Genomic DNA, 24,447 nt, shown 5'->3' with positions numbered 1-24,447 from the left:
TTATTTATGTAGGGTACGACTATGTGCTTGGCTGATCATTTCATCTAAAACTTTAGCTTCTTGTTGCTGCGCTTTATTTTGATCAGCACGATGCCTATTACTCACTATTCCTTCTATGCCTTTGGTGAAGCTCATTTGCTTAAAACAAGCTTGCTGTTGACGTAATTCATCTTGCTGTGAATCATTAATCCGCGCTTGTTGCTGCGCTGACAAACCAGACAAAATGCGTTTCATCCCTGATAAATTTTGTAAGCTTATCGCTGAGCTCATTTGCTGGTTTTTATCCATACTGTTTATGTGCTGCTGTAGCTGCAATAGTCGCTGCTGCTCTAAGTTACTTCTTTGTTGTAATTGAGTTTGCTCGGCCAGCATTTTATCTAATTTTTGTTGTTGTAATCCTAAAAATTTATTAAGCATTCAGTTCACCCATCACTGCATTTAACTGATTCACTGACTGTGAGAAATCCACTTGTTCGTTCAATCCTTGGCATAAAAATGATTCGATTTTTGGATACAAATTTACCGCACTGTCGAGTTCCGGATCTTTACCTGCCTGATACGCCCCTAAAGGTATAAGCTCATGTACTTGCATATAGCGGCTATAAAGTTTTTTCAATTTATAACAAAAGCTCAATTGCTCATCGCTCACTATATTTGGCATCACTCGACTAATCGATGAACTAATATTAATGGCCGGATAGTGGCCCTTTTCTGCTAAGGTGCGATCCAATACTATATGGCCATCAAGAATTGCTCGGGCGTTATCGGCTATTGGGTCTTGTTGATCGTCGCCTTCAGCCAATACCGTATAAATGGCGGTCATGCTGCCTTTACTTTTTTCACTATTACCGGAGCTTTCAACCAACTGGGTTAATTTACTAAATACCGATGGCGGGTACCCTTTAGATGCGGGCAGCTCGCCTACCGATAGGCCAATTTCACGCTGTGCTTGCGCATAGCGGGTTAATGAGTCCATTAATAGCAATACATTTGAGTTTTTATCTCTAAAATAGGCCGCCAGTTTATGACTAAGCTCGGCGGCTTTAATACGCAATAAGGGAGAATCGTCCGCCGGTGATGCTATTACAATGGCCTTTTTTAGCCCTTCTTTACCTAGGCTTTGCTCAATAAAATCTTTTACTTCCCAACCACGCTCACCGACTAGGCTTACAATAACTACATCGGCCGAGGTAAAACGGGTCATCATGCCAAGTAATTTACTTTTACCCACACCCGAACCTGCAAATAACCCTAACCGCTGGCCTTTACCCACACTAAATAGGCTATTAATAGCGCGAATACCCACATCTAACGGCTCGGTAACGCCTTTGCGCTCCAGTGGCGTTAAAGAATAATCGTTACCCAATTTACAAGCACTCATTGTGCTGTCTTGTTCAAGTGGGCCTAAGTTATCAATGGGTTGCATTTGCGCATCAATTACTCGCCCTAATAGCTTTTCTGAAATAGCCACATGGCTGTTTTTTATAACTGGTCTGACTCGCCCACCAGAATATAAATTTTGTATTTTTTTCAAGGGCATTAAATAGGCTTCATCTTGATTAAAACCCACAACTTCAGCGTCATACCAGTGACCGTCAACACTCTCAACTTGGTACTTTTCGCCCATAGCGAATTGCCCACCCGTCGCGGTAAGTGTTAAACCATTGACTCGTGTTAAACGACCATAGCTTTTAACTAATTCAGGCGGGGTTAGCGCTGTCAGCGCAGATTTTAAACTAGTGTGTAGGGGGTTAGTCATGTGGCTGCGCTTTGAGTATTTCAGGTATCACTTCACCCAGTAAGCTTTGTAGGCGCTCTGAAAAAGAAAACCGATGTGTTTGTTGCTCTGCCACCAATTCAACGTCTCCACTGATCAGAGCCTCATCAAAGTAAATCGGCACCGAAAATTCAGCTAAACGCGCATCATTAAAGCAGTGGCGATCAGCCCCTGAGATCATAACTTTTGTTACTACATCGCGATTGCTAAGCAAGGTAATGGCTTTTTCAATAAGCTGCGCGCGTATTTCGGGGCGTACTTTTAGCTCGCAGTCAATAACGTGCTCTGCTAACTTGTTTATCATCAAGGCAATGTCTTGTTTAAACTCATCATTAAAGTTAAGTAGTTCGTTATTCGCTTTGTCGAATAAAGTGTTAAAACGTTCAATAAGCTGTGTTTTTTGCGCTTCAAGACGCTCAGCAACACGCAACTCTATTTGTTGCTCCATTTGTTGCTCTAATTCGCTTTGCTTATTGGCAGCCCCTTGCGCGAGCCCTTCTTCATAGCCCTGCTGTAAACCAACACGCTGAGCAGCATCTAAACGCTCTTGCAGCGTTTGATGTTGCTCATTTTTATTTAAAGTGGGAAACCTAAATGCTTGACTCATAGCTAGCCTGCAGTCTCTTCTTCAAATAAGCGATATTCAATATCACCTTGTTTGCTCATGTCTCTAACTATCGACATAATTTCTTTTCTGGCGGCAATCACTTTGCTCAGTGGTTGTGCACTTAAGCCGTCTATTTGCTGTTGGTACACTTGCGCTAAACGTTTAGGTAGTGCACCTAAAACACGCGCTAAAAAATCACTGTTCACACCCTTTAATGACATCGTCCATAACTCATCAGGAATGTCATTAAGCAACAAGGTTAATGTCTCGTCTGTTTGCTTAATTAAGCTGTCAAAATCGTACATTTTTTCTTGTATTTCATCAGCCACGTTAGTGTTATGTTTTTTCATTAGTTCGATAATTTGGCTCTTATTACCGTTATAACGATTCATAATTTCAACTGCTTTATCGACGCCATTGACCTGCGCGCCAACTTGGCGGCCAACAAATTCAATACACGATTCAAGCGTTAAGCGCACATCATCAATAACGTGTTCACTCACTTCACGAAGACTCGCAATACGATAAAGTAAGTCATCGTGTTTAGATTCTGGAAACAGCACAATAATGGCAGAGGCTTGCTCTGGCGGTAAAAAAGCCAAAAACAGCGCCTGCATTTGCACGTGTTCTTGCTCTAAAAAGCGCACGATAAGTTCAGGCGGGATCCACTCTAAACGACGTAAATCGTCATTCATGGCACCACCATAAATATCATCAAGCATAGTTTTGGCAAGCTTTCTACCGACGGCTTTATCGAGTGCTCGCTCTAAATACACACGCGATGCACCATTGACGCCACTTTCATTGCGGTAGCAATCAAAAAATTCACTCAAGGTGCCTGCAACATCATGTTGAGTAACGTTTGAAATTTTAGCCATACGCTCAGAAATAGCCTGCACTTCACGGCGGCCTAATTTACGAATAACACTGGCGGCGTTTTCCTCGCCCATACTTAGCAATAAAATAGCGGCGCGATCTAACGCCGGTAATTGTGAGCCTTTATCAAGCTTTTCTTGATTCAATTTCAACTCCTTGTTCTACCCAATATTTTATTACCGATGTGACACGCTCGGTTTCTTTATTAGCAAGTAACTGCATGTGCGCTATCTGTTCTTCAAAGTCATTGCCTATTTGCGGTAACGACATATTTTGATGTTCGCTTGCGCCCTCTTTGGCAGTTAAGTTTTCTATTTGCGATTTCGCATTAATGGCTTCATCAAGCGGACTACTTTGTCTTTCTGTTGCAGAGACTGACTTAACCTCATTATCTGTGGTTGCCATGGCGTTGTTTGCGTCGTTACTTTTGCCTTTAATTAAGTGATTAACTAATGGACGCACGCCAAATAAAATCAGCAATAAACTAATTAAAGTGCCAACAATATAACGGGCATACTCTTTAAGCTCTGGCATTTGCCACCACTCAAGGCCTTCACCTGGGGCAAGTATTTTTTGTTCTACAAAGGCAAAGCTAGTTATGTTGAATTGATCGCCGCGTGCGTCGTTAAACCCCGTGGCTTTTTTTACCATTTCACCTAATGAAGCGAGCTTTTCTTCGCTCCAGCCATCAGCAGTACCTGCTACTTGCTCATTAATAAGTACCGATAAGCTCATGTTTTTAATTCGGCCTACTTCAAATTGGGTGTGAGTGACTGAGCGGCCATTTTCAAACTGTCGCTTGCTCTCACTTCGTTGTGAAGTACGCTCGTTGTTTTCATCTTCAGCTTGTTCATTAGGCACTGGTGGCTCATTAGCTAAAGAACCCGGAATGCCCGCCGCCAGCTGATCTAGGGTGCTATCAGATTTAATAAACTCTTGTGTTAATACATTTTGTGGGTCAACCATTTCACGGGTTTCTTCTACCACGCTAAAGTCAACATCACTTGAAACCTGAATTCTAAAATTGCCTTCGCCTAAAATTGGCAACAACATAATAGAGGCACGTTGCTCTATGTTGCGCTCAACTTTTTCGATAAAGGCGAGTTTTTTATCGGTTTCTTTGCCTACTGGGGTGGTATCAAATAAGTCGCCGCTGAGTAGTTTACCGCGCTGATCCACCACCGACACAGAACGAGAATCAAGCCCTGGCACACTGCCAATAATCAGTGCAATAATGGCTTCCACTTGCTCTGGTTTAAGCTCATGGCCTGGCGCTAAATCAACCATCACAGACGCTGCGGTTTTTTGCTCAGTACGACCAACAAACAAGCTGCGTTTAGGTACCGCTAAATGTACGCGCGCGTTACGAATACCTTGCATGTTAATAATGGTGCGCGCCAGCTCACCTTCTAAGGCATGTTGGTATTGCATAGATTCGATAAATTGACTGGTGCCCATAGACACTTTATCGCTAATATTTTCAATTCCCTCAGGCATAGAGGCTTTTATTCCTCTGGCTGCAAGCGTAATACGTGCATCCGCCAGCTTTTCTTGAGGAACCAAAATATTACCGCTATCGGTATCAATGCGAAACGTGATTTGCTCTTTATCTAAAATCTCTAAAATATTGGCTTTATCGTAGCTTTCTTGGTTACCGTAGAGCGGCACGTAGTTTTTAGCCGATGTCCATAAAATAAGGACTATGGTTGCCGCTACTAATGTCGCTAGTAGAGCAATGGTCGCGACACTTCTGTCACCTGAGCTACCAAAATTTAATTTATTTGAGAGATTAACCACTCTTTCTTTTAGGTTATTCTCATTTTGCTCAGGTACTTTTGCTAATTCTCCTTTCATATCAGCCTCTACAGTGACATGCGCATGACATCATCAATGCCATTGAGCACTTTATTGCGCATTTCCATTAGCATAGAAAAACTAAGCCCTGCTTTTTGACTGGCAATCATCGCCCCTACTACGTCTTCACTTTCACCGGTATCAACGGCTTTTACCATCTCACCAGCTATATTTTGTTGGGCGTTGATAGAGCGAATAACATGCTTAAAATCTTCGCTAATATTTACATTTTGATTACTGATAGCAGCCGGCTCTATACTTTCTGGACCTGCAATTTTTTGCATGTCCATCATTTTGCCCAGCATCATTTGTTGACTTTCAATTGGCGACATTTTATTTTTCCTTCAAATTATGCAATTGCATCAATATCAATACCGCATTCACGCATTGCGGCAATTTTGTATCTTAATGCTCGGGTAGTTACCCCAAGCGCCTGTGCTGTTTGGGTGCGATGCCCTTTAAATCGACTCAACAAACTGTATATGTAATCAAATTCTGCCTGCTTTTTATTTTCTTTTAACTGGGTGGCACAATAAGCTGCCGCCGCCGGTGAGCATTGCGGTAAATTTAAGTCTTCAACCTGAATCTCTGCCCCTCTTGCCATCACTAAGGCGCGTTGGATTACGTTTTCAATTTCACGCACATTCCCTGGCCAGTTGTAACAAAGCATCACATCTTCTGCTTGTTTACTAATGTGAAATTCAGAGCTGCCGTATTTTTTTATAAAGTGACGTGCCAATGGGATGATGTCATCAACACGATCCCGAAGTGCAGGCCAACTAAGTGGTAATACATCTAAACGATAAAATAAGTCTTCACGAAAAGCGCCTTGCTCAACCTGTTCACGCAGTACGCGGTTGGAGGCGGCAATAATGCGTATATCTAAATTGATTTTTTGATGACTACCCAGTCTTTCAACTTCGCGCTCTTGCAATACGCGCAGTAACTTAGCTTGTAAATCGAGCGGTAGTTCAGTAATTTCATCGAGTAAAATAGTACCGCCATTGGCTAATTCAAATTTGCCTGGCTGGGTATTTACAGCGCCGGTAAACGCACCTTTATTAAATCCAAATAACATAGCTTCGAGCATATTTTCTGGGATAGCAGCACAGTTAACTGCAATAAATGGCTTATCTTTGCGATCTGAAGCTTTATGAATAAAGTGCGCGAGCTTCTCTTTACCTGTTCCAGACTCGCCGGTGATTAACACGCCTGCTGAGGTATGTGCAGCGCGGTTGGCTAAACGTAATACTTGCTGTGATTTAGTAGAAACAGCGATTAAATCTTCAAACCCATGCTTCATTGAATCAGTGTTTCTGATTGTTTTTTTAAGCTGTTCAGCAAAGAAAGGTTTTAAGAGATAATCAACAGCGCCACCGGTATTAATTGTTTTTGAAGCAATTTCACTTTGCGATGAATCCACTAAAGTAACAATTTGTGAGGTTGGGCATGTTTTGCGCAGTAATTTTACTAATTCAACCAGCTCGAGTTGTTGAGTATCAGCATCAACAAACACGAGTTCCGGTTTACTAATAAGACAGTGACTAACCGCATCGCTGATGGAGTTTGTATGCAAAAACTTAAAATTTTCGGCAAATACAACTTGCTGAATTTCAGGCGTTGGCTGTTGTTCACTGATCCATAAGAGGTATCTTTGACTCATATAATTCCCTTACGATGCAATTAACTTGAGTGTCTGAAAAGACGAACTAAAACACGGCGATTAGACGATGCGCCCTGCTTTGAATTTTTAATAATGGGGTAGCGTTGACCATGCGCTCTCACTTCTAACATGTCTTTGGGTAAACCAAATTCAATGAGTCTTGAAGCTACGTCATCCGCTCTTTCTTTTGAAAGCAGCCGATTAGATAGCGGCGAGCCTGTATTATCGGTGTGGCCATCCACAAGTACTTTACTAACGCGATTGTCTAAAGAAATATAATGCACTAAATCCTTTAGAAATTTTAAGTCTTTTTCAGCTGTTACCGTGCGCTGCCCGCTGGCAAACTGTAACTGATGATCACGTGCTTGCTCCCAAGAAAGCGGAGAAAGGTTATTTAAACATTGTTGATAATCTGCAACTATTTCATCGCTATGGGTATTGGTAAACGTTAGGCGCAACTGCTCATCTTTAAAGCTGACTAGAGTGTCTAACCAACCACCTTGCTTAATTAAACGAAGTAAAGCACTTACATCCGCTGAAAATTGCACTTTATTGTCTTCGATATCTGTTGATGTGAAGTTAAGTGGGGTGAGTACTGTATTTGCTGATTGCCAATCGGCTTTGCGTGATGAAACGTGCAAGCGGGTTATTGGCTTATCTTTTAAAAGCCAAGTAAACACAAGTTGTTGCTGCTGTGCTGGCACGGTTTTAACTTCAAGCAACGCATAATTTTCAAAGCGCTGTTGTAGCGAACAAGCGAAAGAATCGCCCTTAACAGTCCAAGTCGAGTTTTCATAACTTTGGACCAGATTTTGTTCTGCAGCCTGCCCTGATTGCGTCAAAAATAATGCACAAGGAAGTGCAAATTTAATAATGTTAGGAAATCCGTTCATGAGTATTCCGTATAAGTTTAGAGAACAATTAAGTTTTTTAAATGAATAGCGAAATACAACAAATACAAACAAGGTATTAATTAATATCACTAAGTTAATGTAACCCCACGATCGTAGCGATTGCCTTAGACTGGAAGCTTTGCGTCCTATGCTTTCGCATAGTTTGCCATTTAATTTACTTATGCATTGTTTTTTACCAACATAAAAACTAGTAACTATGTATAATAAAAACAATAGACTATAGTTAAATAGAATTAATTGCAAATATTACTTACAAAATTCATGCTAAGTTCATTTTATAGATGAAATCTAACTAATTATCCCAACGATCCGAGTATATCAACACGAATGGTATCTGGAATTTCATTATAAGAAAGAACTACTAAGCTGCCTTTAGTAAAGGTTTTGGCGTAACGTGCCAGCAAGGGTCGTAACTGTGGCACCACAATTAATGTAGGTGTTACCCCTCTTGATTTCATATCTTCGACAATCAGTGGCATAGTGCGTTGAAATTGGCCTAGTAAATTAGGGTCAACCGCAAAACTATCCAGTACAACTTTGCCTGCTTGCATCGCTTGGTCGAGTGAGCTTTGTAAGGTACTTTCTAGTTTTTCATCTAAGCTATAAGCACTGAGTTCATCACGATTACCCATTACCTGTTTTACTAATACTTTTTGCAAAGCACAGCGCACATCTGAAACCAGTAGAATAGGATCTTTAGTTACCTCAACACTGTCTATTAAAGTGCCTGCAATGGTGACAATATCTTTAATGCTAATGTGCTCTTTAAGCAATAAACGAATGACTTTAAGCTGCAAGTTAGTGGGTAAGGCTTTTTCGAAGGTTTCCGCTAAGCTAGGTGAAATCTCTTTTAAACGCTCATTGAGTTTTTGTACATCCTCATAACTAAATAGCTCATCTAAATGCTCTTTGATCACCTTACCAGTGTGTGTGGCAATAATGGTGCCTAAATCTACCACTGAGTAGCCCATATTCAACGCTTGGGTTTTGCTGTCATCTTTTATCCATACAGCTTCAAGCCCATAAGCAGGGTCGGTGGTTATTTCACCATCTAGCGAGCCATATACATCCCCGGTATTTAACGCCAGTAACTCTTTGGCATTCACATTGGCACTGGCAACGGGGACACCGGCTAAGTTTACTTTGTACTCTTGTGGATTTAATTTTAGGTTATCTTTTATTCTGATCTCCGGTAATAAAAACCCAAGTTGTTCAGAGAGATTTTTACGCACACCTCGCAAGGTTTTTACCAGCTCTTCCCCTTTGTCTTTATCGGCCAAGTAAACCAAACGAAAGCCAAGCTCAACCGACAACTTATCAACATGAGAAATATCTCCCCACTCTAAGTGAGCTTGTTGCTCACTTAAAATGGTGTCGGTCATCTGCTCTGCTTCAATTAAAGAGTTATCGGGGAGAGAGCGCTGCAATCGCCAAGCAACATAAAACAATGGCGCAGCAAATGCTAAAAAGGCGACAGTTGGCATCCCAGGCACAATACCAAGCGTGACCATGATTAAAGCGGCGGTAAAAATAACACGCGGAGAGGCAAGTAACTGCTTACCGACCGCTTCACTCACATCACCTTCATCGTTCATTCGCGTAACAATAATTGCAGCAGCAACGGCTAACAGCAACGAGGGGATTTGTGCAACTAAGCCATCACCTATAGTTAATAGGGCAAAACGTTGAAACGCTTCGGCTAAACTTAAACCATGTTGAAAAGCACCTATTGATACACCACCGAGTAGGTTAATCACTAAAATAATTAAACCGGCAATGGCATCACCGCGCACAAACTTTGAGGCACCATCCATAGAGCCATAAAAATCGGCCTCTTGGGCTATGGTGCTACGTCGCTCTTTTGCTTGCTCAGGTCCAATTAATCCGGCATTTAAATCCGCATCAATTGCCATTTGCTTACCAGGCATAGCATCTAAGGTAAAGCGAGCTGCCACCTCAGAAATACGCTCGCCACCTTTGGTAATAACCACAAAGTTAATCACCATTAAAATGACAAACACCACAATACCAACGACGTAGTTACCACCTATAACCACTTCACCAAACGCTTGAATAACGCGACCTGCCACATCGGAGCCTTCATGGCCATGCAGTAATACTACCCGTGTTGAGGCAATGTTTAGTGTTAAACGCATCAAGGTGGCGACTAACAAAATAGTCGGAAATACAGAAAAATCGAGCGGCTTTTTAGTAGATACCGCCACTAACAATACAATCACCGACAATACAATGTTAAAAGTGAATAATGCATCTAATAGCCATCCTGGTAATGGCAAAATAACCATCGACAAAACAGCTAACAGCAAAATAGGAATAGCGGTGTAAGGTTGAGTAAAACTGCGCCAGTTCAAATTATAACTCCAACATCTAAGGTTTCTGTAAGTTTTTAGGGATTGTTAATTCAGGTAAGGCTGCGGGTGCTTGCCCACGCCCTTGCTTGTATGCTTTTAGTTGCAATACGTAGGTCAGTACATAGGCAACCGCACTGTATAAGCCGTTAGGCACTTCTTGGTCGACCCGGGTCGAAAAATAAATAGCCCGTGCTAATGCAGGGATTTCTATAATTTCTTTGTTATTCATACGGGCCACTTCGCGTATTCTCAGCGCCATTTCATCCACGCCTTTGGCGACAACATAAGGGGCTTTAGCTGCCTCTTCACTGTACTTTATTGCCACAGCATAATGAGTTGGATTGGTGACAATGACATCGGCAGTGGGAACACGCTCTTCAATTTTTCGGTTTGATTGCTGATATTGTATTTGCCGAATTTTATTTTTTATCTCAGGGCTACCGTCTGAAGATTTACGCTCTTCTTTTACTTCTTGGTGGGTCATTTTTATTTTATCAGCAATCTGTTTTTGCTGAAAAGGCACATCAATAACCGCAATAAAAAGCAGCAAAGTTACCGTGATCATTAATGATAAAAATAACAGCTCAATACCTTGGCCTATCGCCACTTTGATATCTAAGTTTTGTAACATCATCAGCTGCATCCACAGCTTGGTTAAAAAGGTATATAAGCAAATCGCCAGTAAGGTTATTTTTAATATCGATTTAAGCAGCTCAACTAACGACTGTTTACCAAACATTTTGCCTAACCCGGTTAATGGGTTGAGCTTGCTCATTTTTAGTGCGACCAGTTTTTTTGAAAACACAAACCCACCCGGTAAACACCCAGTGATCCACATTGCGCAAAAGCTTAATAATAAAAACGGCGTAAGGGTCGACAGCATATTCATAATGGCGTCACTCAATGCGATGGGCATCATTTTTTTGTTATTTATAATTGTGTGATCCAGCACCATGGTACTGTTCATTAAGTTAACAAATAAGCTGTAAAATAAATTGGCAAACCACAATAGCCCAGCAATACTAACCATTAATAAAATAGCGGTGTTAAGCTCTTTTGAGCGCGCAACTTGGCCGTCTTCTTTGGCTTTTTTTAGCCGTTTTTCTGTGGGTTGTTCTGTTTTTTCTTGCGAGCTATTTTCAGACATATCGCTACCTCATCGCCTGTGCAAAGGTTGTTAGCACATAATACGTTAGCCTTGAAAACGCACTTCCAGTGTACTCTAAGGTCATAAATACACAGAAAAAGCCCATCAACAGCGACATAGGAAAACCCAATACAAAAATATTCAATGACGGCGCTGCTCTACTTGCCACACCAAAGGTTAAGTTAACCAATAACATGGCGACTATTCCTGGTAGCGAAAGCAGTAAAGCAGAGGAGAACATCCACGCAAATAGCATAATGATCGATTGAATATCAAACTCATAAATACTGCGCCCAATCGGAAAACTATGAAAACTCTCCACCATAACTTGTAGAGTTATCAGGTGGCCATCAACAGCAAAAAATAATAAGGCACACATAATCCAAAATAATTGCCCTAACAAGGCAACTTGATTACCACTGCCTGGGTCCATAACAAGCGCCATCGACAAACCCATTTGCATGGATAAAATCAGCCCTATCATCGCCATCACTTCAAACAAGATGCGCAGTGATAGCCCCATCATCACCCCAAAAATGATTTGTTCGAAGGTTAAAATGGCGGCATCTAAAGAAAACAAGTCGATAGCAGGGGCTAGCGGTAACTGCGGGGCGACTAAAAAAGCCAACATCATAGACACTAAAATACGAGAGCGCGGCGTTACCGCCGGATTATCAAATACCGGCATAGACCATAAAAGTGCAGAAAAACGCACAAATGGCCACCAAAGCGTGCCCATCCAGCTGACTAAATCAGTAGACGTTAAAGAGAGTAATGAGCTCAACCAAATACCCCAGGTAACATAAATTTGAGCTTATCAAACCAATCAATCAAAATTTGTAGCATCCAATGGCCTGCAAATACCACCATTAACAAGGTTAATAACATACGGGGTAAAAACGTCAGAGTTTGCTCTTGGATAGAAGTAGCACCTTGAATAATGGCGACCACAATACCCAACAATAATCCGGGTACAATAAGCACTAAAATGAGCTTGATGATGGTGTAAACTGCGCTTGAAATAAGCTCTACCGACATTTCTGGGGTCATGGTGACATTCCAAATGTAGCCGCCAGTGTACCCGCTATCATTGACCAGCCATCGGCAAGTACAAACACCATGAGCTTAAACGGTAAACTAATGATCAGCGGCGATAGCATCATCATACCCATAGACATCAATACACTACTGACCACTAAGTCAATAATTAAAAAAGGAATAAACAACATAAAGCCAATTTGAAAAGCGGTAGTAAGCTCACTTAATACAAACGCAGGCATTAACACTTCAAACGGAATTTCTTCGGCGGTGAGTGTCGTTGGCTCATTGGCAATTAGTAGCACTTGGCGCAACTCACTTTCACGGGTTTGTCTGAGCATAAAAGCACGTAAAGGCTTTTCAGCGGTGAGTAAAGCGTCTTCTAATCCTATGGTTTGCTGCTGAAAAGGCGTATACGCGTTTTGATAAATATCTTGCCAAACCGGTCGCATAATCAACATGGTGAGCATCAGTGAGATGCCAATTAAAATTTTATTCGGCGGGCTTTGTTGTAACCCCATTGCTTGGCGTAAAATCGCCAATACAATGATAATCCTCGTAAAAGACGTTAAAACCATTAATAGCGCAGGTAATAAGCTCAATACCGTCATTAACAAAAGTATTTGCAGTTTAACGCTATAGTCTTGTCCGTCGGCCGTATCTTTTAGCGAAAACAGCGTAAGTTCTTCTGCATTTAGCCAGCTTGGTATAAACAACATGATCAACAGTAGGCTAACTTTAAAAATTACGCGTTTATTCATTTTTTTACTGATCCTTTGCGGTATCTGTTTGAGCAAATTTCAAACCATACTGCCCTTCAACCATCACGACTTCTGCTTTAGCAAAAAACACCCCATTCACTTTTACATCAAGCGCTTCGCCGGCTACTTTATCTAGTTTAAGCACGTCGCCTTCTTTGGCTTGGCTAAGCTCGCCTAAGGTAATTTCAGTACTTGCAACTTCAAGAGTCACTAACAAAGGAACGTCTTGAAAAAATGACATACTGCCTTCGTTCGTTTTATTAGCAGATTTATCATCAAATCCATCAAAAGCATCCAGCTCTAAGCCCGCTAAGGCACTATCAAGGTTTTCGTTCATAATTTAATTACTCGTTGTATTGTTTGATAATTGTGTGATTTGAAATGCTAAGCCAGCCTCTTGCTCAACGACTTGGCCTTTAAATATTTGTTTATGCCCTAGATTAAATAGCGCCGCTTCATTAAGCTCAATCGGTAAGACACCGCCAGCAACACAGGCTTTTAGTTGTTTTAATGTGACTTTTTTCTTCGCCATTTCAATTTGGCCTTGCACTGCAAACTGTGCCCACATATCGGTATTGAGTGTGTCGCTACTTGCTGGGTCTTGCTCGCTATCGGCTGCGCAAAAAAAGCTAATTGGTAGCCATAAAAACCAACTTATTACTTGGCTTTCTAATATAAACCGCACTTTAAAAGCCAAATATTGTAATGCTTCTGGTAAAGCATGTGATTTTTGTATTTCACCTAATAGCGCAGAGCGTTCTCTAAATAATAAGCCCTGAATACCTTGCACTTGGCGTTGTAATAAACGGCCACAAATACGGCTCTCTGTTGCACTCAATTCATTCGTGGTAGGCGAGTAATCGTGGCTTGAATTATCTGAATTATTGAATTGCCCGCCTAAACATAAATCAGCTGTTTTATGAGCACTTTGAAAATCAAGCGCTAAGAAAGCTTCGCCTTGAGTGGGTGCAAATAAAGGACAGGCAAGAAATATTCTAGGCGATTCTTTAAACCAACTATTAATGGTTGAATGCGAACAAGGCGAAATTTCTACATCAAAGCGGCTGTCGTTAAATAATTGGGCAAGTTCTAACTCCAATGCTTTACGAATATTGACGTTTATTTGCGCTGCTTTTTGCTGCGCGTGTTCGTAGGCTCTTTGCTCTAGCGTTAGTGCAAATGGAGTAATATGCTCAGAATCTTTCGCTTTAATTAACTTTGCTTTAGCGCTTAACGTTTTACTCATATCACTGTATTTCCTGATTCATTTCTATGTTGCCTATGCATTGGTTTTTTTTGCTTTTTTTAATTGGGCTTGTAACTGTAAATGGTTAACTATATCGCTGCGTAGGCGCTCATTTTTACTTATCCACTCAACCCCTAAAAACACTAACTTGTCACTTACTTCGCGGCGGTACGTTACCTTGCCAGTCAATCGATTGGCTTTATCAAAAACCACAATAAATTTGTCAGGAATAGCCTTTTCAGCAGGCACTAATAAACCCACACCACCCACGCTAATGTCTTTTGCAACGCCATGACAAAGTGGAATATCAATAAAGCAGCGGCGAAGTAACTGTACGCCCACCCCGCCAAGCTGAACTGACTCTGGCTCGTAATTATCTTTGAGGTTTAAATTCCATCTTTTGTAACTTCGTTTAGTTTCTGATTGGTTACTCATAATTCTCTTCAAGGCGTAGCACAGGTTTATTAGCAGTTGCCGCACTGGCAGATTTTTTTACTGGGTTATTAATATTGCTATCATCAAACAACTGATTAAATTTTCCCTCTGCATCTTTAGTTAAAATAAGTAGTTCAACCCGTCTGTTTTCACTGGCTTTTTGGTTTTCTTTGTTCAGTGGTCGATTAGAGGAGAATGCATTTACTTGCAACACTTGGCTTGATGGCATTCCGCCCATGGTCATCACTTTTCTGGCCTGTTGCGCCCTATCGCCAGAAATATCCCAATTACGAGAGCTACCATCAATAAATAGGCTGGCGTCGCTGTGCCCAGAAATAATAATTTTGTTATTAATGTCTTTTACTAAGCCGCCAAGGTATAAAAACAGATCTTCAAAAAACGGAGTCATTTGCGACTTTGAGCGTTCAAACATTTGGTGGTGCTTGTCGTCTCTAATGATCACTCTGAGCCCCAAGGGCACTTCTTCAACTAGTAAGTTATTTTTTAGTAACTCTTCTTTACTGAGTTCATCAATACTTTCCAGTAATAAGCTCAGCTCAGATGAAGCTTCAAATTGGCTATCAATGGCTGAATTTAACTTCTCGCCTTGCCCAGCTTTAGGCTCAACGGTGCCATCGGGCACTTGTAATACTTCACTCATTCCAGGTTTTGGAGAGTCCGGAGGCGTAATTCCCGACTCTAAGTGCTTAATTACAGAAGGAGATCCCCCTAAATCAACGGGGAATGGGCTGTTTTGAGGATCAAAAATAGCGGGGCCACCATCAAAAATTGAGTGAGTTCGCATATAGTGTGCTATTTCTTCACGCTCAGATTCATTGGTGATCGCCATGATCCACATCACCATAAAAAACGCCATCATCGCCAAAGTAAAATCGGCAAAGGCAACCTTCCAAGCACCACCATGAGGCTTTTCGGTTGCTCTTCTACGAGAGCGTTTGATGACGATTTCTTGATTTTTGTTTTCCATCATTAAGCCGCCTTGTTAGTGATCCACTCTTCCATGGTGGTAAAGGTCGGTTTAATTTCTTCATTAATTAATTTTCGGCCTGAATCAGTCGCCACAATAGGCACATGCCCTTTAGCATGCGCCACTAACATGGCACGCACACATTCAAACATTGCCACTTGTTTTTTTACATACTGCTCCATTGCTGAGGCAAGTGGTGCAATTAAACAGTAACAAGCAAAAATACCAATAAAAGTACCCACCAACGCCGCTGCTACATGGTAGCCAATTTCACTTAAAGGCCCATCAAGATGCTGCATGGTAATAATAATGCCGCCAACCGCTGCTAAAATACCAAAACCTGGCATAGCTTCAGCTATATTGGCCAGTGAATGAGAAGGTTTAAGACGTTGCTCTTCAATGGTATAAATCTCTTGCTCTAACATGGCATCAAAGTCATGAGAGTTTATTTTTCCCATACTAAATAAACGTAAGTTATCGCAAATAAAAGTAACTAGCTGTGGGAACTCATACACTTTAGGGTAGGCAAGAAAAATAGAACTGGTTTCTGGGTTTTCAACATGCTCATCTAATCCTTTAATGCCTTTCACTCTGGCTAAGTCTAATAAAGAGTAAATAACGAGTAGTAAGTCATGGTACAGCTCAGACGTATCGGTTCCTTTACCACTAATAAATTGATACTTTAATTGCGATAGCATTTCTGTCAGTACATACTTTGAATTACCCACAATTAGCGCCCCTAAGCCTGCGCCAAAAATAATTAAAAACTCGTATGGCTGCCACATAGTGGCAATGTTGCCGCCCGCAAACGCAAAACCACCTAATACTGTTGCAAGTACTACTATTAACCCTATAACTCTTTGCATTCTTTATTCCTTAGGTATTAGATTTTTTGAAGCGTTTGTGTAAGCGCTTCAAGTGCTTGTTTATGAAGTTGGCAAACACGTGCCTCGGTTAAATCGAGCGTTAACGCTATTTCTTTCATATTCATTTCGTGCATGTAATATAATTGTAAGAGCAGCTTTTCTCGGGTATTCAGTTTGCTCATGGCCACTTTTAGCGTGGCTGCTGTCTCTTCTTTTTCGTGTGTATGGGCACAGGTAAGCGCTAAATTAGGGTTAGCTTCCAGAAGCGCTTCGAGGCTATCAAATGCTTCGGCTTGCTCACTGTAATGCAGTTGAATAAGCTCTTTATGGTTAATTCCTAACGCCTCACACATTTCGGTGTCTGTTGCATCACGACCGAGCTTTTTTTGCAGTGAACGGCTCATATCACGAAGCTGATGAGACTGCTGCCTTAACTGTCGTGGGCGCCAATCGACACGCCTAAACTCATCTAACATAGCACCACGAATACGCTTAAACGCAAATGCAGCAAACTTCTCATCTAAATCCCGACCATAGCGACGAATAGACGACAACAGCGCAATAATGCCTATTTGATAAATATCATCATTATCGACAATAACACCCACTTGAGTACGCATGTGCGCAGCCGCTCTATTCACCAAAAAAGCGTACTGCGATAATAGTTGCGTCTCTTTTTGTGGCGTTAAGGTGACTGGTGGTTCTGTTATTAACTCGCCCCACTCTTCTTGCAACATCATGGCGATGGCCTATTGAATGAAGACGTTCGTAATAAGTACGTTATCCAATCGAACAGATACCGTATTCGCTAACACTAAATTAAACTGCTCGAGTAAGTTTTTTTGAACCGCATCTATATCTTTAAAAGCGGCTTTTGCTTGGCTATGACTCATATTGGCAAACTGTTTTACCAGTACATTTCTTACAAGCGGCTCCATCGCCTCTGTGCCTGTGTTGTATACAGATGGTGAAGTCACAAGTACCAAGTCGAGCACTAAATAACGGGCAATTGAGTCCTCTGATACGCTTATAATAAAGCGCTCCATTTCGTGGTATTCGACTTTTGTTATATCTGCTTGCGGACCTTCTTTTGATGAGTCACTGTCGTTAAAAAACTGTCCCGCAAAAAAGGCAGCCGCAATAAGTGCAATTACAGTTAGGGCTATTATTATTTTTTTCACTTTTATCTCTCTTAATCCAAGGTAGTTATACTAATAAATCCAACCAATCTAATGGCGATTTAGGCGTGCGAGTGTTGTTGTCATCATCCATTGAAGGCATCTCGGTATGATTATTTGCAATGTCGCTATTGTCGCTTTGCTGTTGAGGTTGCTGCTGTTTATCACTCAAATTAACATCCACTGTGGTATTTGAGTTTTGCGACAAAGACTGACGTAACTGCTCTAAAGTTTGCGCTATGGCATCTCTAACCTGCGCATTACTCGTAGTTAAACTAACTGAGGTTTTATCACCTTCAATATTTATCGATATTTCAATACTGCCTAAATTAGGAGGATCTAATCTAATTTGCGCGCGTTGTAGTTGTTGGCCTATTTGCAGTTTTACCTTGTCGCCAAGTACATGCAATAAGCGCTGCCCCCATTCACTGGGAGCCTCTTTTAATTTCTCTTTTTGCCACTCAAATGTTTCTGGCGCGGTGGCGGCAGATGAAAAAGCATTCACTAATGCTGATTTTTGACTGCTGCCTTCACGAGATTCAACGTTGAGAAGTTTCGATTGCGTGTTTTGTGTCAGTGCAGCAAGCTCGAGCTTACTGAGCCCAATACTCGGTTGTGCAGCTAGTTGCTCATTGGTTGGGCTACTTGATTGCGCGTGTCCATAAGTATTCAACACTACCGAAGGTTGATTTAATCGATTCAAAAGCGCTTGCGAATACAATGTTTGTGGTGCTTTGGCTAAATCGAGTGTATTTAATTCTTTATTAACGGGTGTATTCGCTGGCGTTACATTTATAGCTGCAGCAGGCACAGTTAAAACATCACTATGCACTGTCATATTTTGTACAGACGCAGTTTTAGCTGACTCTTGAGTTATAATGCCTTCTTCATGCAGAGTCTCTAAAGGCTTACTCTTTAACTGCTCATCAATAACAAGTTGTGCTGGTGGTGTTTCCACTGCTGCAGTGCCGTTATCAAGAGCAAGGTTACTATTTGAGTTGAGTAAATTTGTGACAGGCGCGTTTATTTTACTGCTATCAAGATTATAATTTGCAGTGTTTAAAAAGTACGGATTTATTATTTCTTGTGTTTCTGTAATGGCATCTTCTTGCACTAGTTGTTCTGAACTTTCTTGAGGTTGTTCACCTTGCACATTTTGCTGTTTTGTTTGCTGTTGCTTTGAAGAAAGCGTAAACGGCTCAAGCTCGCTCTGTTGTTCTTGCGCATCTGCAGGCGTACTACTTTTTAATATGGTTGGTTTATTAGTGGCACTGCCAAAGTCAGTCTTTGTCGCCATAGTATTTGCTTGGATACTCATAATGACTGTCCTTGTTGTACTTTTTTATACGCAATTAAACCTTCTTTATCTTCCTGGTGGCGCTGCATTTGCACTTTAATGGCCGCTTGTTTTTGGCTCACTAGGTCGATTAAGTCAACGTAACGTGCTTTTAAGTTATTTTGTTCAGCCTTCATTGAACTAAAGCAAGGCATATTTTGCAGCTCATTATAAAATGCAAGCAGCTGCTTATCGGCTGATTTAACCTCATACCAATTACTCTCATGGATAGCATCTTCCATGGTGCTAAGTAATTGTTCCATTTTTTGCGCTGCGTATTTTTGAGAGTGTTCCATTAGCAATACTAAATTCATTATAAGTTCATGTTTCATTTAGCAATAAACAAGCCAACTTTAAGCCGCTGTTTTATAACAAAAAATAAAATAAAAACCCAAAAAGCGGAAGCGGAACTTCCACATCGGAAGGAAGTGATATGTTATTAATAATGAATTGAATAATTATTTAGGCAGTGGGGGGAGATATAAAAAAGCCGTGTTAAAAATGAAAAAACCAGCTATTGGTAGCTGGTTTAGATTTGTTTATTGTGTACCTAAGCCTTGCCACCCTTCTTGCAAGTTGGTCATCACTACACGGGTGGAGTCAATATAGCTCAAGTCATTTTTTATACTGGCTTGCAATAATGCTTGCCCACAATGCTGATAAAGGTTTTGCATGTTTTGCGCTACTTCACCGCCTTTTTCAAGATCTAATGAGGCCTCAAGCCCGCCTAAAATGCGCATTAGTTTTTCGATGCTTTCGGCTTTTTTATCGTATCTTTTTTGTTTTATGTGGCCTGTGACTTTTTCAAGCTCATCTGAAAAACCATCAAATAACATCAATACTAATTTATGAATATCGGCACTGGCCGCTTTTGCATCTACTGATGTACTTTTATAGGCTGAAAAGCCATCATTTAAATCTAACATCTATGTTTAGCTCCCAAATTGACCCATTGTAGATTCTAATTGTGCAATAGTCTGTTGCATTTGTGTAAACTGCGACAAGTAGCGTTGGTACACTTGCTCCATAGACACTTCATGATCTTTTTGTTGCCTATTGACTATATTTAAGCTCGCTTGCAATGACTGCTTTTTATCCGTCATCAAACCATAGCTTTTAGTGAAAGGCTCAACGCGGGTTTCCAGCTTAGATAACAACCCGTTTTCACCTGTCAGCATGCTGGTTAACTGCTCAGGATTAGTAGCCATAGCTTCTTCAAGTTTTTTATTATCTATTTTTAAGTTACCGCTACGATCAAACTCAATACCCACAGAGAACAAGGTTTTACCTTCAAACGTACCCTGAAAATCGTTGCGTAAAGAGCGAGCAAGGCCGGCAGCCATATTATCTCGTTTTAAGTACTGGTTACTGGTAATGCCATTGGTGAGCGAATTAAACTTATCCACAAAACTTTGAATGTTTTCTTTAGAGCTGTCTTGATCTTGGCTAATTGATATATGAATTGGCTGATCGCCCAGCGACTGCGCCTGCGTTAAATCAATCGTTACCCCATCAATAACCGTATCGAGTTTATTACTGCTTGAAGTGATTGTAAGTGCTGAGTTAGCCCCTAGTTTGACAATCGTATCTTGCGCTAAGGTTAAATCTTGTTTGTTTGTTATAGCATTGGTGATATCACTGCCATTGGCATCCGTACCTTCAGTAAAGCTCACCCCCACCTGATTAGCAGCACCCGACTCAGCACTAGTTAAAGTTAAAAAGGTTTCTGTGCCAGAGCGCACAACAGAGGCTTTAACACCGCTATTATCAACATGTGAGTTGATGGCATTAGCAACATCAGTTAATGATGCATCGGCGCCAAGGCTTGCAAAGTCAACACTAAACGCACTGCCTGCCAAATCAATACTCAACTCACCATCCGTGGTTAAAGCTTTAGCCGGATCAAAACTCAATGCCACTTGGTGTGCTTGTGCTAATTGCTCGACAAATACATCGTACTCACCGCTGGCTGCTGTGCCGCTTGCTGTTACTGCTAATGCGGATGAATTGCTCACCGTAGCTGTGTTAGCAAACAAGCTACTGGTATCTTTAAGATTGGTTTGTAAGTCATCAAAAAAGTTTGATAAATTACTTTTCAGGCTATCAAACGCCTTAATTTGATTGCTAAAAAGGCTACTTTTAGTACTTAATTGCTGATCTTTAGCGCTACGCTCAATTTGTGTATATTGTGAGGCTAATTGCCCAGGATTGATTCCTATTGCAGAGCTCATTTTAATCTCCAAGCATTTTAGTTATAAGCAAAAAAATCTAAAGTAAATATTTTTACTTATGACTATAAACAATAATAGCTACACCTTAGGTGTAGCTATGCATACTTAATTGATTAATCACTATTAACGAAGTAGTGAACCAATCATTTGTGTTGTGCTATTAGCTGTGCTCAGTACCGAGATACCAGAGTTCATTAGCAATTGTTGCTTAGTCATGTTTGATGTTTCAGCAGCAAAATCAGCGTCCATTAACGTACCTACAGCAGCTTGAGTGTTTTGCTTCATGTTAGATACGTTAGTCATTGTATGGTCAAGACGGTTCATTGATGCACCAAGCGTTGAACGTGCAGTACCAATTTCGCCAACTAAAGTATCAACAAACGCAATCTGCGCTTGTGCTGTTGCAACGTCAGTAAATGCAGCAGCAGAACCAATGGCTGTTGTTACAGCACCTAACTGAGTAGAAATATCAACATTAAGGGTTTCTGCTGCACTTGAACCTACTTGGAAGTTAACCGCACCTGCACCAAACTTACCAGTAGCTGCTAAAAGTTTAGTTCCATCACCAAACGATGTGTTGTCCATGATGTTTGTAAGCTCAGTAGCTAGTGCTGTGTATTCTGCACTTTGTGCAGCCCATTCTTTTGCACCGTTTGTATCACTTGAACCTTGGGTAGCAAGTTCTTTCATGCGGTAAGCAATGTTAGTCATTTCATCAAACGCACCTTCAGCAGTTTGCATCATAGACATAGCGTTGTTACCGTTGTATAAACCAGCGTCTTGACCACGTACTTGTGCATTTAAGCGTGAAGCGATTTGTAGACCAGCCGCATCATCTTTTGCAGAGTTAATTTTAAAACCAGAACCTAAACGCTCAAGCGCTGTAGATAAATCGTTGTTGCTACGACCAAGTTGGTTTTGGATTGACATTGAAGCCATGTTTGATTGAATTGATAAAGCCATGTTTATTTCCTCTTTAAATGAATAGCTAAAGTAATTAGTGAACCTAAATCACCTTCTAATAACTAAGAGCGACCATATTTTTAATTACCTAAACTTTTTTCTAATTATTTTTATATTTTTTTAAGCTATGTGTTCAAAGCGAGTAAAATAGGCATTTTCGTTGGCTAAAAGCAGATAAGAGGAATAGCAGAAATAAAAAACGATGCAGCAATACTAAATTGCTGCATTAAAAAATTAGGTGAGTGAGTATTGCACCATATTACGAGTAATGTTTGCTTGCGACATAATCGCAGCCACACTATTTACACTTGGGTTTTGCATGTGCTGTTTAACCCCTAGACTTAAAGCAAGTAGTTCATCAGTGTTAGCTAATGAACTAGCAGAGTCAAGCTGCTCTAGTTGGCTTTGTAATTGTTGTTTTTGTGCCTGAATTTTTATTAAATTCGCTTTTAAATGGCGCTGCGCAGTTTGAATTTGCTCACGGTGCTGAGCAATAGTGGCATTTTTATCGGCTATTTTAGCAAGTTCATTCAGAGGGTTATCTAAATCATTGAGCTGCAACGAAATCGGGTTTCCTGCAGCAACTCGTACACCTTGACCACTCATCACCCAAGGCTCTAAAAGTGGAGCCGCATTATCTTTTTGCGCACTAAAAAGCAGACGGTTTTCACGATTAAGCTCAACATTTATATGATGTGGTGCAAACGCATTTTGAATGGCAGTTAAATTGGTTTTTTCATCTTGATAGGCTGGTATCTTTAAGCTTAATGATTTGCCCGAACGACCCATCACTAACTGGATATTTTCTTCATGTGGACGTGCGCTAAGCAGGTCTATATTTGCATTAAGCTGTTTGCTAATAGCGCGATTTGGATCTGTTATTTTTAGCTGGGTATCAAGTCCTGAGCCTTTTTTATTTGCTATGTTTTGTAATGACCCTATTTGCACTTTAATTTGCTGTTGTTGCATAGGTTGTGGCTGAGTATTAGCAGCTTGGGTATTTAATTGTTGTGCTAATTTTTCAAGTCCCATATACAAATTACGAATAGTGCTTTCGCTTTGCTCGGCTTTTGCTAGCGCTTGACTCAGTGCCCCGCGCTGCGCCCAGCCAGTCAGTACTTTAACTTGCTCCTCTCTGGCAACAATTTTGTTTTTCCACAAATTGTTAGCAGAATCCTTTGTTGATGTAACGAGTGCATCCGATTTATTGGTATTAACCAAGTCAATTGCTTGCGCTTTTTCGCTACTTTTAACCAGCATAGTTAGTTCCTGAAAGTATTATAATTTTAAATGTATGAAAACAATGAAAGTTTACTTACTGTCGAGTAAACCTGCATCGATGATTCATACGCCGCCATAGATTCATTCATCGAAATAAACGCTTCTGGATAATCTACAGCACTCAAATCGTCCTGCAAGTTAACCGTAAATGTGGTGATATCTAGATTACTGGTAGTAATCGAATCAAGCGAAGCCATAGTAGAGCCTATGGTGGTCACTTGGCTACTAATAGTACCTAAAAAGTCAGCTAATTTATCTATCATCACCCGTGATTGATTGCCAACACCACCTGCTGGCGGATTATTTACATCAACAAGATAGTCTTGCATGGCATTTAAAAAACCTGCACCGGGGTCTAAATCATTACCTACGATATTGTTTTTTACACTTGAGTCGTCAGATACAGCGACTTCTCTGACAATATCGTCACCGGCATAAACATAATTACCCGTCGCATCAATTTGAAACGGTTTTTCATCGGTTTTACTACCCGAAAAATAATATTGTCCATCGCTGTCGGTTGCATTTAGTAAATCAACAATTGCCGGAAAAGCCACACTCATTTCTTGGCCGAGTGCTTTAATTTCTGCCTCGCCCATTGAACCATCAGCTGCGGTGGTAATTAAACTTTGCAGTGAATATATTTGGTTAACAATACCGGTTAGCTGTACTTCTTGTTGACCTAATGAAAAGTTAACTGCATCCATATTGGTTTTGTATTGCTCTAACGATTTTATTTCTGAACCTAGGTTCATGATCATTACAGTGCCAAGCGGATCATCTGAGGGCTTAAGAATACGCTTATTGGTTGCTAACTGAATTGATTTTTCGTTAAAGTTTTCAGTATTACTTTGAATGTTTTTGATTGAATTTAAATGAAACTGATGACTACTAACTCGCATAACATTGCCCTT

General features: G+C 40.8%; 27 protein-coding genes and 1 riboswitch. All 27 genes read right to left on the bottom strand.

Annotated features, from left to right (window positions below; all coding sequences use genetic code 11):
* Entirely contained in the window at positions 1-417 is a 417-nt protein-coding gene (locus QL984_RS02120) for a hypothetical protein (protein ID WP_013464407.1), read from the bottom strand.
* Complete coding sequence (locus QL984_RS02115; protein WP_013464406.1) at positions 410-1,759, bottom strand: FliI/YscN family ATPase; 1,350 nt, start codon at positions 1,757-1,759, stop codon at positions 410-412. The genes QL984_RS02120 and QL984_RS02115 overlap by 8 nt, the downstream gene beginning before the upstream one ends.
* Positions 1,752-2,384, bottom strand: coding sequence for a FliH/SctL family protein (locus QL984_RS02110; protein ID WP_013464405.1), 633 nt, complete (start codon positions 2,382-2,384; stop codon positions 1,752-1,754). The genes QL984_RS02115 and QL984_RS02110 overlap by 8 nt, the downstream gene beginning before the upstream one ends.
* Before the next feature lie 2 nt (positions 2,385-2,386).
* A complete protein-coding gene (locus QL984_RS02105) occupies positions 2,387-3,406 on the bottom strand; it encodes a FliG C-terminal domain-containing protein (protein WP_013464404.1) in 1,020 nt (339 codons plus the stop codon).
* Complete coding sequence (gene fliF, locus QL984_RS02100; RefSeq protein WP_013464403.1) at positions 3,387-5,114, bottom strand: flagellar basal-body MS-ring/collar protein FliF; 1,728 nt, start codon at positions 5,112-5,114, stop codon at positions 3,387-3,389. The genes QL984_RS02105 and fliF overlap by 20 nt, the downstream gene beginning before the upstream one ends.
* A gap of 8 nt (positions 5,115-5,122) precedes the next feature.
* Positions 5,123-5,446 (bottom strand): flagellar hook-basal body complex protein FliE, encoded by a 324-nt coding sequence (locus QL984_RS02095; protein WP_010391195.1) that lies wholly within the window; start codon positions 5,444-5,446, stop codon positions 5,123-5,125.
* A 17-nt stretch (positions 5,447-5,463) separates the two neighbouring features.
* Complete coding sequence (locus QL984_RS02090) at positions 5,464-6,777, bottom strand: sigma-54 dependent transcriptional regulator (protein ID WP_016899412.1); 1,314 nt, start codon at positions 6,775-6,777, stop codon at positions 5,464-5,466.
* Between the two features lie 20 nt (positions 6,778-6,797).
* Entirely contained in the window at positions 6,798-7,670 is an 873-nt protein-coding gene (locus QL984_RS02085) for an OmpA family protein (protein ID WP_138764137.1), read from the bottom strand.
* Positions 7,671-7,765: 95 nt separating this feature from the next.
* Positions 7,766-7,848: riboswitch (cyclic di-GMP riboswitch) on the bottom strand.
* 139 nt (positions 7,849-7,987) lie between these two features.
* Positions 7,988-10,063, bottom strand: a complete 2,076-nt coding sequence (flhA, locus tag QL984_RS02080; RefSeq protein WP_138764138.1) for a flagellar biosynthesis protein FlhA — start codon at positions 10,061-10,063, stop codon at positions 7,988-7,990.
* A 16-nt stretch (positions 10,064-10,079) separates the two neighbouring features.
* The gene (flhB, locus tag QL984_RS02075; RefSeq protein ID WP_013464399.1) at positions 10,080-11,210 is read right to left on the bottom strand and encodes a flagellar biosynthesis protein FlhB; all 1,131 of its coding nucleotides are present in this window, start codon (positions 11,208-11,210) and stop codon (positions 10,080-10,082) included.
* Positions 11,211-11,214: 4 nt separating this feature from the next.
* The gene (fliR, locus tag QL984_RS02070; protein WP_013464398.1) at positions 11,215-11,994 is read right to left on the bottom strand and encodes a flagellar biosynthetic protein FliR; all 780 of its coding nucleotides are present in this window, start codon (positions 11,992-11,994) and stop codon (positions 11,215-11,217) included.
* Positions 11,991-12,260 carry a flagellar biosynthetic protein FliQ gene (locus tag QL984_RS02065; RefSeq protein WP_013464397.1) on the bottom strand — a complete coding sequence of 90 codons (270 nt, stop codon included), beginning with the start codon at positions 12,258-12,260 and terminating at the stop codon, positions 11,991-11,993. The genes fliR and QL984_RS02065 overlap by 4 nt, the downstream gene beginning before the upstream one ends.
* Positions 12,257-13,009, bottom strand: coding sequence for a flagellar type III secretion system pore protein FliP (gene fliP / locus QL984_RS02060; protein ID WP_013464396.1), 753 nt, complete (start codon positions 13,007-13,009; stop codon positions 12,257-12,259). The genes QL984_RS02065 and fliP overlap by 4 nt, the downstream gene beginning before the upstream one ends.
* A gap of 4 nt (positions 13,010-13,013) precedes the next feature.
* On the bottom strand, positions 13,014-13,346 hold the full coding sequence (locus tag QL984_RS02055) for a FliM/FliN family flagellar motor switch protein (RefSeq protein WP_013464395.1): 333 nt from the start codon (positions 13,344-13,346) through the stop codon (positions 13,014-13,016).
* 3 nt (positions 13,347-13,349) lie between these two features.
* Positions 13,350-14,255, bottom strand: coding sequence for a FliM/FliN family flagellar motor switch protein (locus tag QL984_RS02050; protein ID WP_013464394.1), 906 nt, complete (start codon positions 14,253-14,255; stop codon positions 13,350-13,352).
* Positions 14,256-14,288: 33 nt separating this feature from the next.
* Positions 14,289-14,690 (bottom strand): PilZ domain-containing protein, encoded by a 402-nt coding sequence (locus tag QL984_RS02045; RefSeq protein ID WP_013464393.1) that lies wholly within the window; start codon positions 14,688-14,690, stop codon positions 14,289-14,291.
* The gene (locus tag QL984_RS02040) at positions 14,683-15,681 is read right to left on the bottom strand and encodes a flagellar motor protein MotB (RefSeq protein ID WP_049775587.1); all 999 of its coding nucleotides are present in this window, start codon (positions 15,679-15,681) and stop codon (positions 14,683-14,685) included. Before QL984_RS02040 ends, QL984_RS02045 begins: the two co-directional genes overlap by 8 nt.
* Complete coding sequence (motA, locus tag QL984_RS02035) at positions 15,681-16,544, bottom strand: flagellar motor stator protein MotA (RefSeq protein ID WP_010391179.1); 864 nt, start codon at positions 16,542-16,544, stop codon at positions 15,681-15,683. The genes QL984_RS02040 and motA overlap by 1 nt, the downstream gene beginning before the upstream one ends.
* 17 nt (positions 16,545-16,561) lie before the next feature.
* Entirely contained in the window at positions 16,562-17,284 is a 723-nt protein-coding gene (locus tag QL984_RS02030) for a FliA/WhiG family RNA polymerase sigma factor (RefSeq protein WP_049775586.1), read from the bottom strand.
* A gap of 9 nt (positions 17,285-17,293) precedes the next feature.
* The gene (locus QL984_RS02025; protein ID WP_013464390.1) at positions 17,294-17,725 is read right to left on the bottom strand and encodes a flagellar basal body-associated FliL family protein; all 432 of its coding nucleotides are present in this window, start codon (positions 17,723-17,725) and stop codon (positions 17,294-17,296) included.
* 25 nt (positions 17,726-17,750) lie between these two features.
* Positions 17,751-19,040, bottom strand: coding sequence for a flagellar hook-length control protein FliK (locus QL984_RS02020; protein ID WP_013464389.1), 1,290 nt, complete (start codon positions 19,038-19,040; stop codon positions 17,751-17,753).
* Positions 19,037-19,354 carry a hypothetical protein gene (locus QL984_RS02015; protein WP_235575561.1) on the bottom strand — a complete coding sequence of 106 codons (318 nt, stop codon included), beginning with the start codon at positions 19,352-19,354 and terminating at the stop codon, positions 19,037-19,039. The genes QL984_RS02020 and QL984_RS02015 overlap by 4 nt, the downstream gene beginning before the upstream one ends.
* A gap of 243 nt (positions 19,355-19,597) precedes the next feature.
* The gene (gene fliS / locus QL984_RS02010; protein ID WP_010391173.1) at positions 19,598-19,984 is read right to left on the bottom strand and encodes a flagellar export chaperone FliS; all 387 of its coding nucleotides are present in this window, start codon (positions 19,982-19,984) and stop codon (positions 19,598-19,600) included.
* Positions 19,985-19,990: 6 nt separating this feature from the next.
* Complete coding sequence (gene fliD / locus QL984_RS02005) at positions 19,991-21,289, bottom strand: flagellar filament capping protein FliD (protein WP_290171948.1); 1,299 nt, start codon at positions 21,287-21,289, stop codon at positions 19,991-19,993.
* A 123-nt stretch (positions 21,290-21,412) separates the two neighbouring features.
* Entirely contained in the window at positions 21,413-22,252 is an 840-nt protein-coding gene (locus QL984_RS02000) for a flagellin (RefSeq protein WP_010391170.1), read from the bottom strand.
* A gap of 234 nt (positions 22,253-22,486) precedes the next feature.
* Positions 22,487-23,512 carry a hypothetical protein gene (locus tag QL984_RS01995; RefSeq protein WP_013464387.1) on the bottom strand — a complete coding sequence of 342 codons (1,026 nt, stop codon included), beginning with the start codon at positions 23,510-23,512 and terminating at the stop codon, positions 22,487-22,489.
* A gap of 26 nt (positions 23,513-23,538) precedes the next feature.
* A complete protein-coding gene (gene flgL, locus QL984_RS01990) occupies positions 23,539-24,435 on the bottom strand; it encodes a flagellar hook-associated protein FlgL (protein ID WP_013464386.1) in 897 nt (298 codons plus the stop codon).
* Positions 24,436-24,447 lie beyond the last annotated feature (12 nt).

It is taken from the genome of Pseudoalteromonas sp. APC 3495 (genome assembly GCF_030407645.1).
Taxonomy (GTDB): Bacteria; Pseudomonadota; Gammaproteobacteria; order Enterobacterales; family Alteromonadaceae; genus Pseudoalteromonas; species Pseudoalteromonas tetraodonis.
This window is presented reverse-complemented; position numbering and strand designations above follow the sequence as displayed.

Bases quoted from the DNA above. Each gene is read 5' to 3' on its own strand.
- QL984_RS02015 (WP_235575561.1), bottom strand. From the start codon at position 19,354: ATGGAACACTCTCAAAAATACGCAGCGCAAAAAATGGAACAATTACTT.
- fliS (WP_010391173.1), bottom strand. From the start codon at position 19,984: ATGTTAGATTTAAATGATGGCTTTTCAGCCTATAAAAGTACATCAGTA.
- fliF (WP_013464403.1), bottom strand. From the start codon at position 5,114: ATGAAAGGAGAATTAGCAAAAGTACCTGAGCAAAATGAGAATAACCTA.
- QL984_RS02000 (WP_010391170.1), bottom strand. From the start codon at position 22,252: ATGGCTTTATCAATTCAATCAAACATGGCTTCAATGTCAATCCAAAAC.
- QL984_RS02090 (WP_016899412.1), bottom strand. From the start codon at position 6,777: ATGAGTCAAAGATACCTCTTATGGATCAGTGAACAACAGCCAACGCCT.
- QL984_RS02115 (WP_013464406.1), bottom strand. From the start codon at position 1,759: ATGACTAACCCCCTACACACTAGTTTAAAATCTGCGCTGACAGCGCTA.
- QL984_RS02050 (WP_013464394.1), bottom strand. From the start codon at position 14,255: ATGAGTAAAACGTTAAGCGCTAAAGCAAAGTTAATTAAAGCGAAAGAT.
- QL984_RS02110 (WP_013464405.1), bottom strand. From the start codon at position 2,384: ATGAGTCAAGCATTTAGGTTTCCCACTTTAAATAAAAATGAGCAACAT.
- QL984_RS02120 (WP_013464407.1), bottom strand. From the start codon at position 417: ATGCTTAATAAATTTTTAGGATTACAACAACAAAAATTAGATAAAATG.
- QL984_RS02045 (WP_013464393.1), bottom strand. From the start codon at position 14,690: ATGAGTAACCAATCAGAAACTAAACGAAGTTACAAAAGATGGAATTTA.
- QL984_RS01995 (WP_013464387.1), bottom strand. From the start codon at position 23,512: ATGCTGGTTAAAAGTAGCGAAAAAGCGCAAGCAATTGACTTGGTTAAT.
- QL984_RS02040 (WP_049775587.1), bottom strand. From the start codon at position 15,681: ATGATGGAAAACAAAAATCAAGAAATCGTCATCAAACGCTCTCGTAGA.
- QL984_RS02055 (WP_013464395.1), bottom strand. From the start codon at position 13,346: ATGAACGAAAACCTTGATAGTGCCTTAGCGGGCTTAGAGCTGGATGCT.
- QL984_RS02065 (WP_013464397.1), bottom strand. From the start codon at position 12,260: ATGACCCCAGAAATGTCGGTAGAGCTTATTTCAAGCGCAGTTTACACC.
- QL984_RS02095 (WP_010391195.1), bottom strand. From the start codon at position 5,446: ATGTCGCCAATTGAAAGTCAACAAATGATGCTGGGCAAAATGATGGAC.
- QL984_RS02030 (WP_049775586.1), bottom strand. From the start codon at position 17,284: ATGATGTTGCAAGAAGAGTGGGGCGAGTTAATAACAGAACCACCAGTC.
- motA (WP_010391179.1), bottom strand. From the start codon at position 16,544: ATGCAAAGAGTTATAGGGTTAATAGTAGTACTTGCAACAGTATTAGGT.
- fliD (WP_290171948.1), bottom strand. From the start codon at position 21,289: ATGAGCTCTGCAATAGGAATCAATCCTGGGCAATTAGCCTCACAATAT.
- QL984_RS02085 (WP_138764137.1), bottom strand. From the start codon at position 7,670: ATGAACGGATTTCCTAACATTATTAAATTTGCACTTCCTTGTGCATTA.
- QL984_RS02020 (WP_013464389.1), bottom strand. From the start codon at position 19,040: ATGAGTATCCAAGCAAATACTATGGCGACAAAGACTGACTTTGGCAGT.
- fliP (WP_013464396.1), bottom strand. From the start codon at position 13,009: ATGAATAAACGCGTAATTTTTAAAGTTAGCCTACTGTTGATCATGTTG.
- flhB (WP_013464399.1), bottom strand. From the start codon at position 11,210: ATGTCTGAAAATAGCTCGCAAGAAAAAACAGAACAACCCACAGAAAAA.
- flgL (WP_013464386.1), bottom strand. From the start codon at position 24,435: ATGCGAGTTAGTAGTCATCAGTTTCATTTAAATTCAATCAAAAACATT.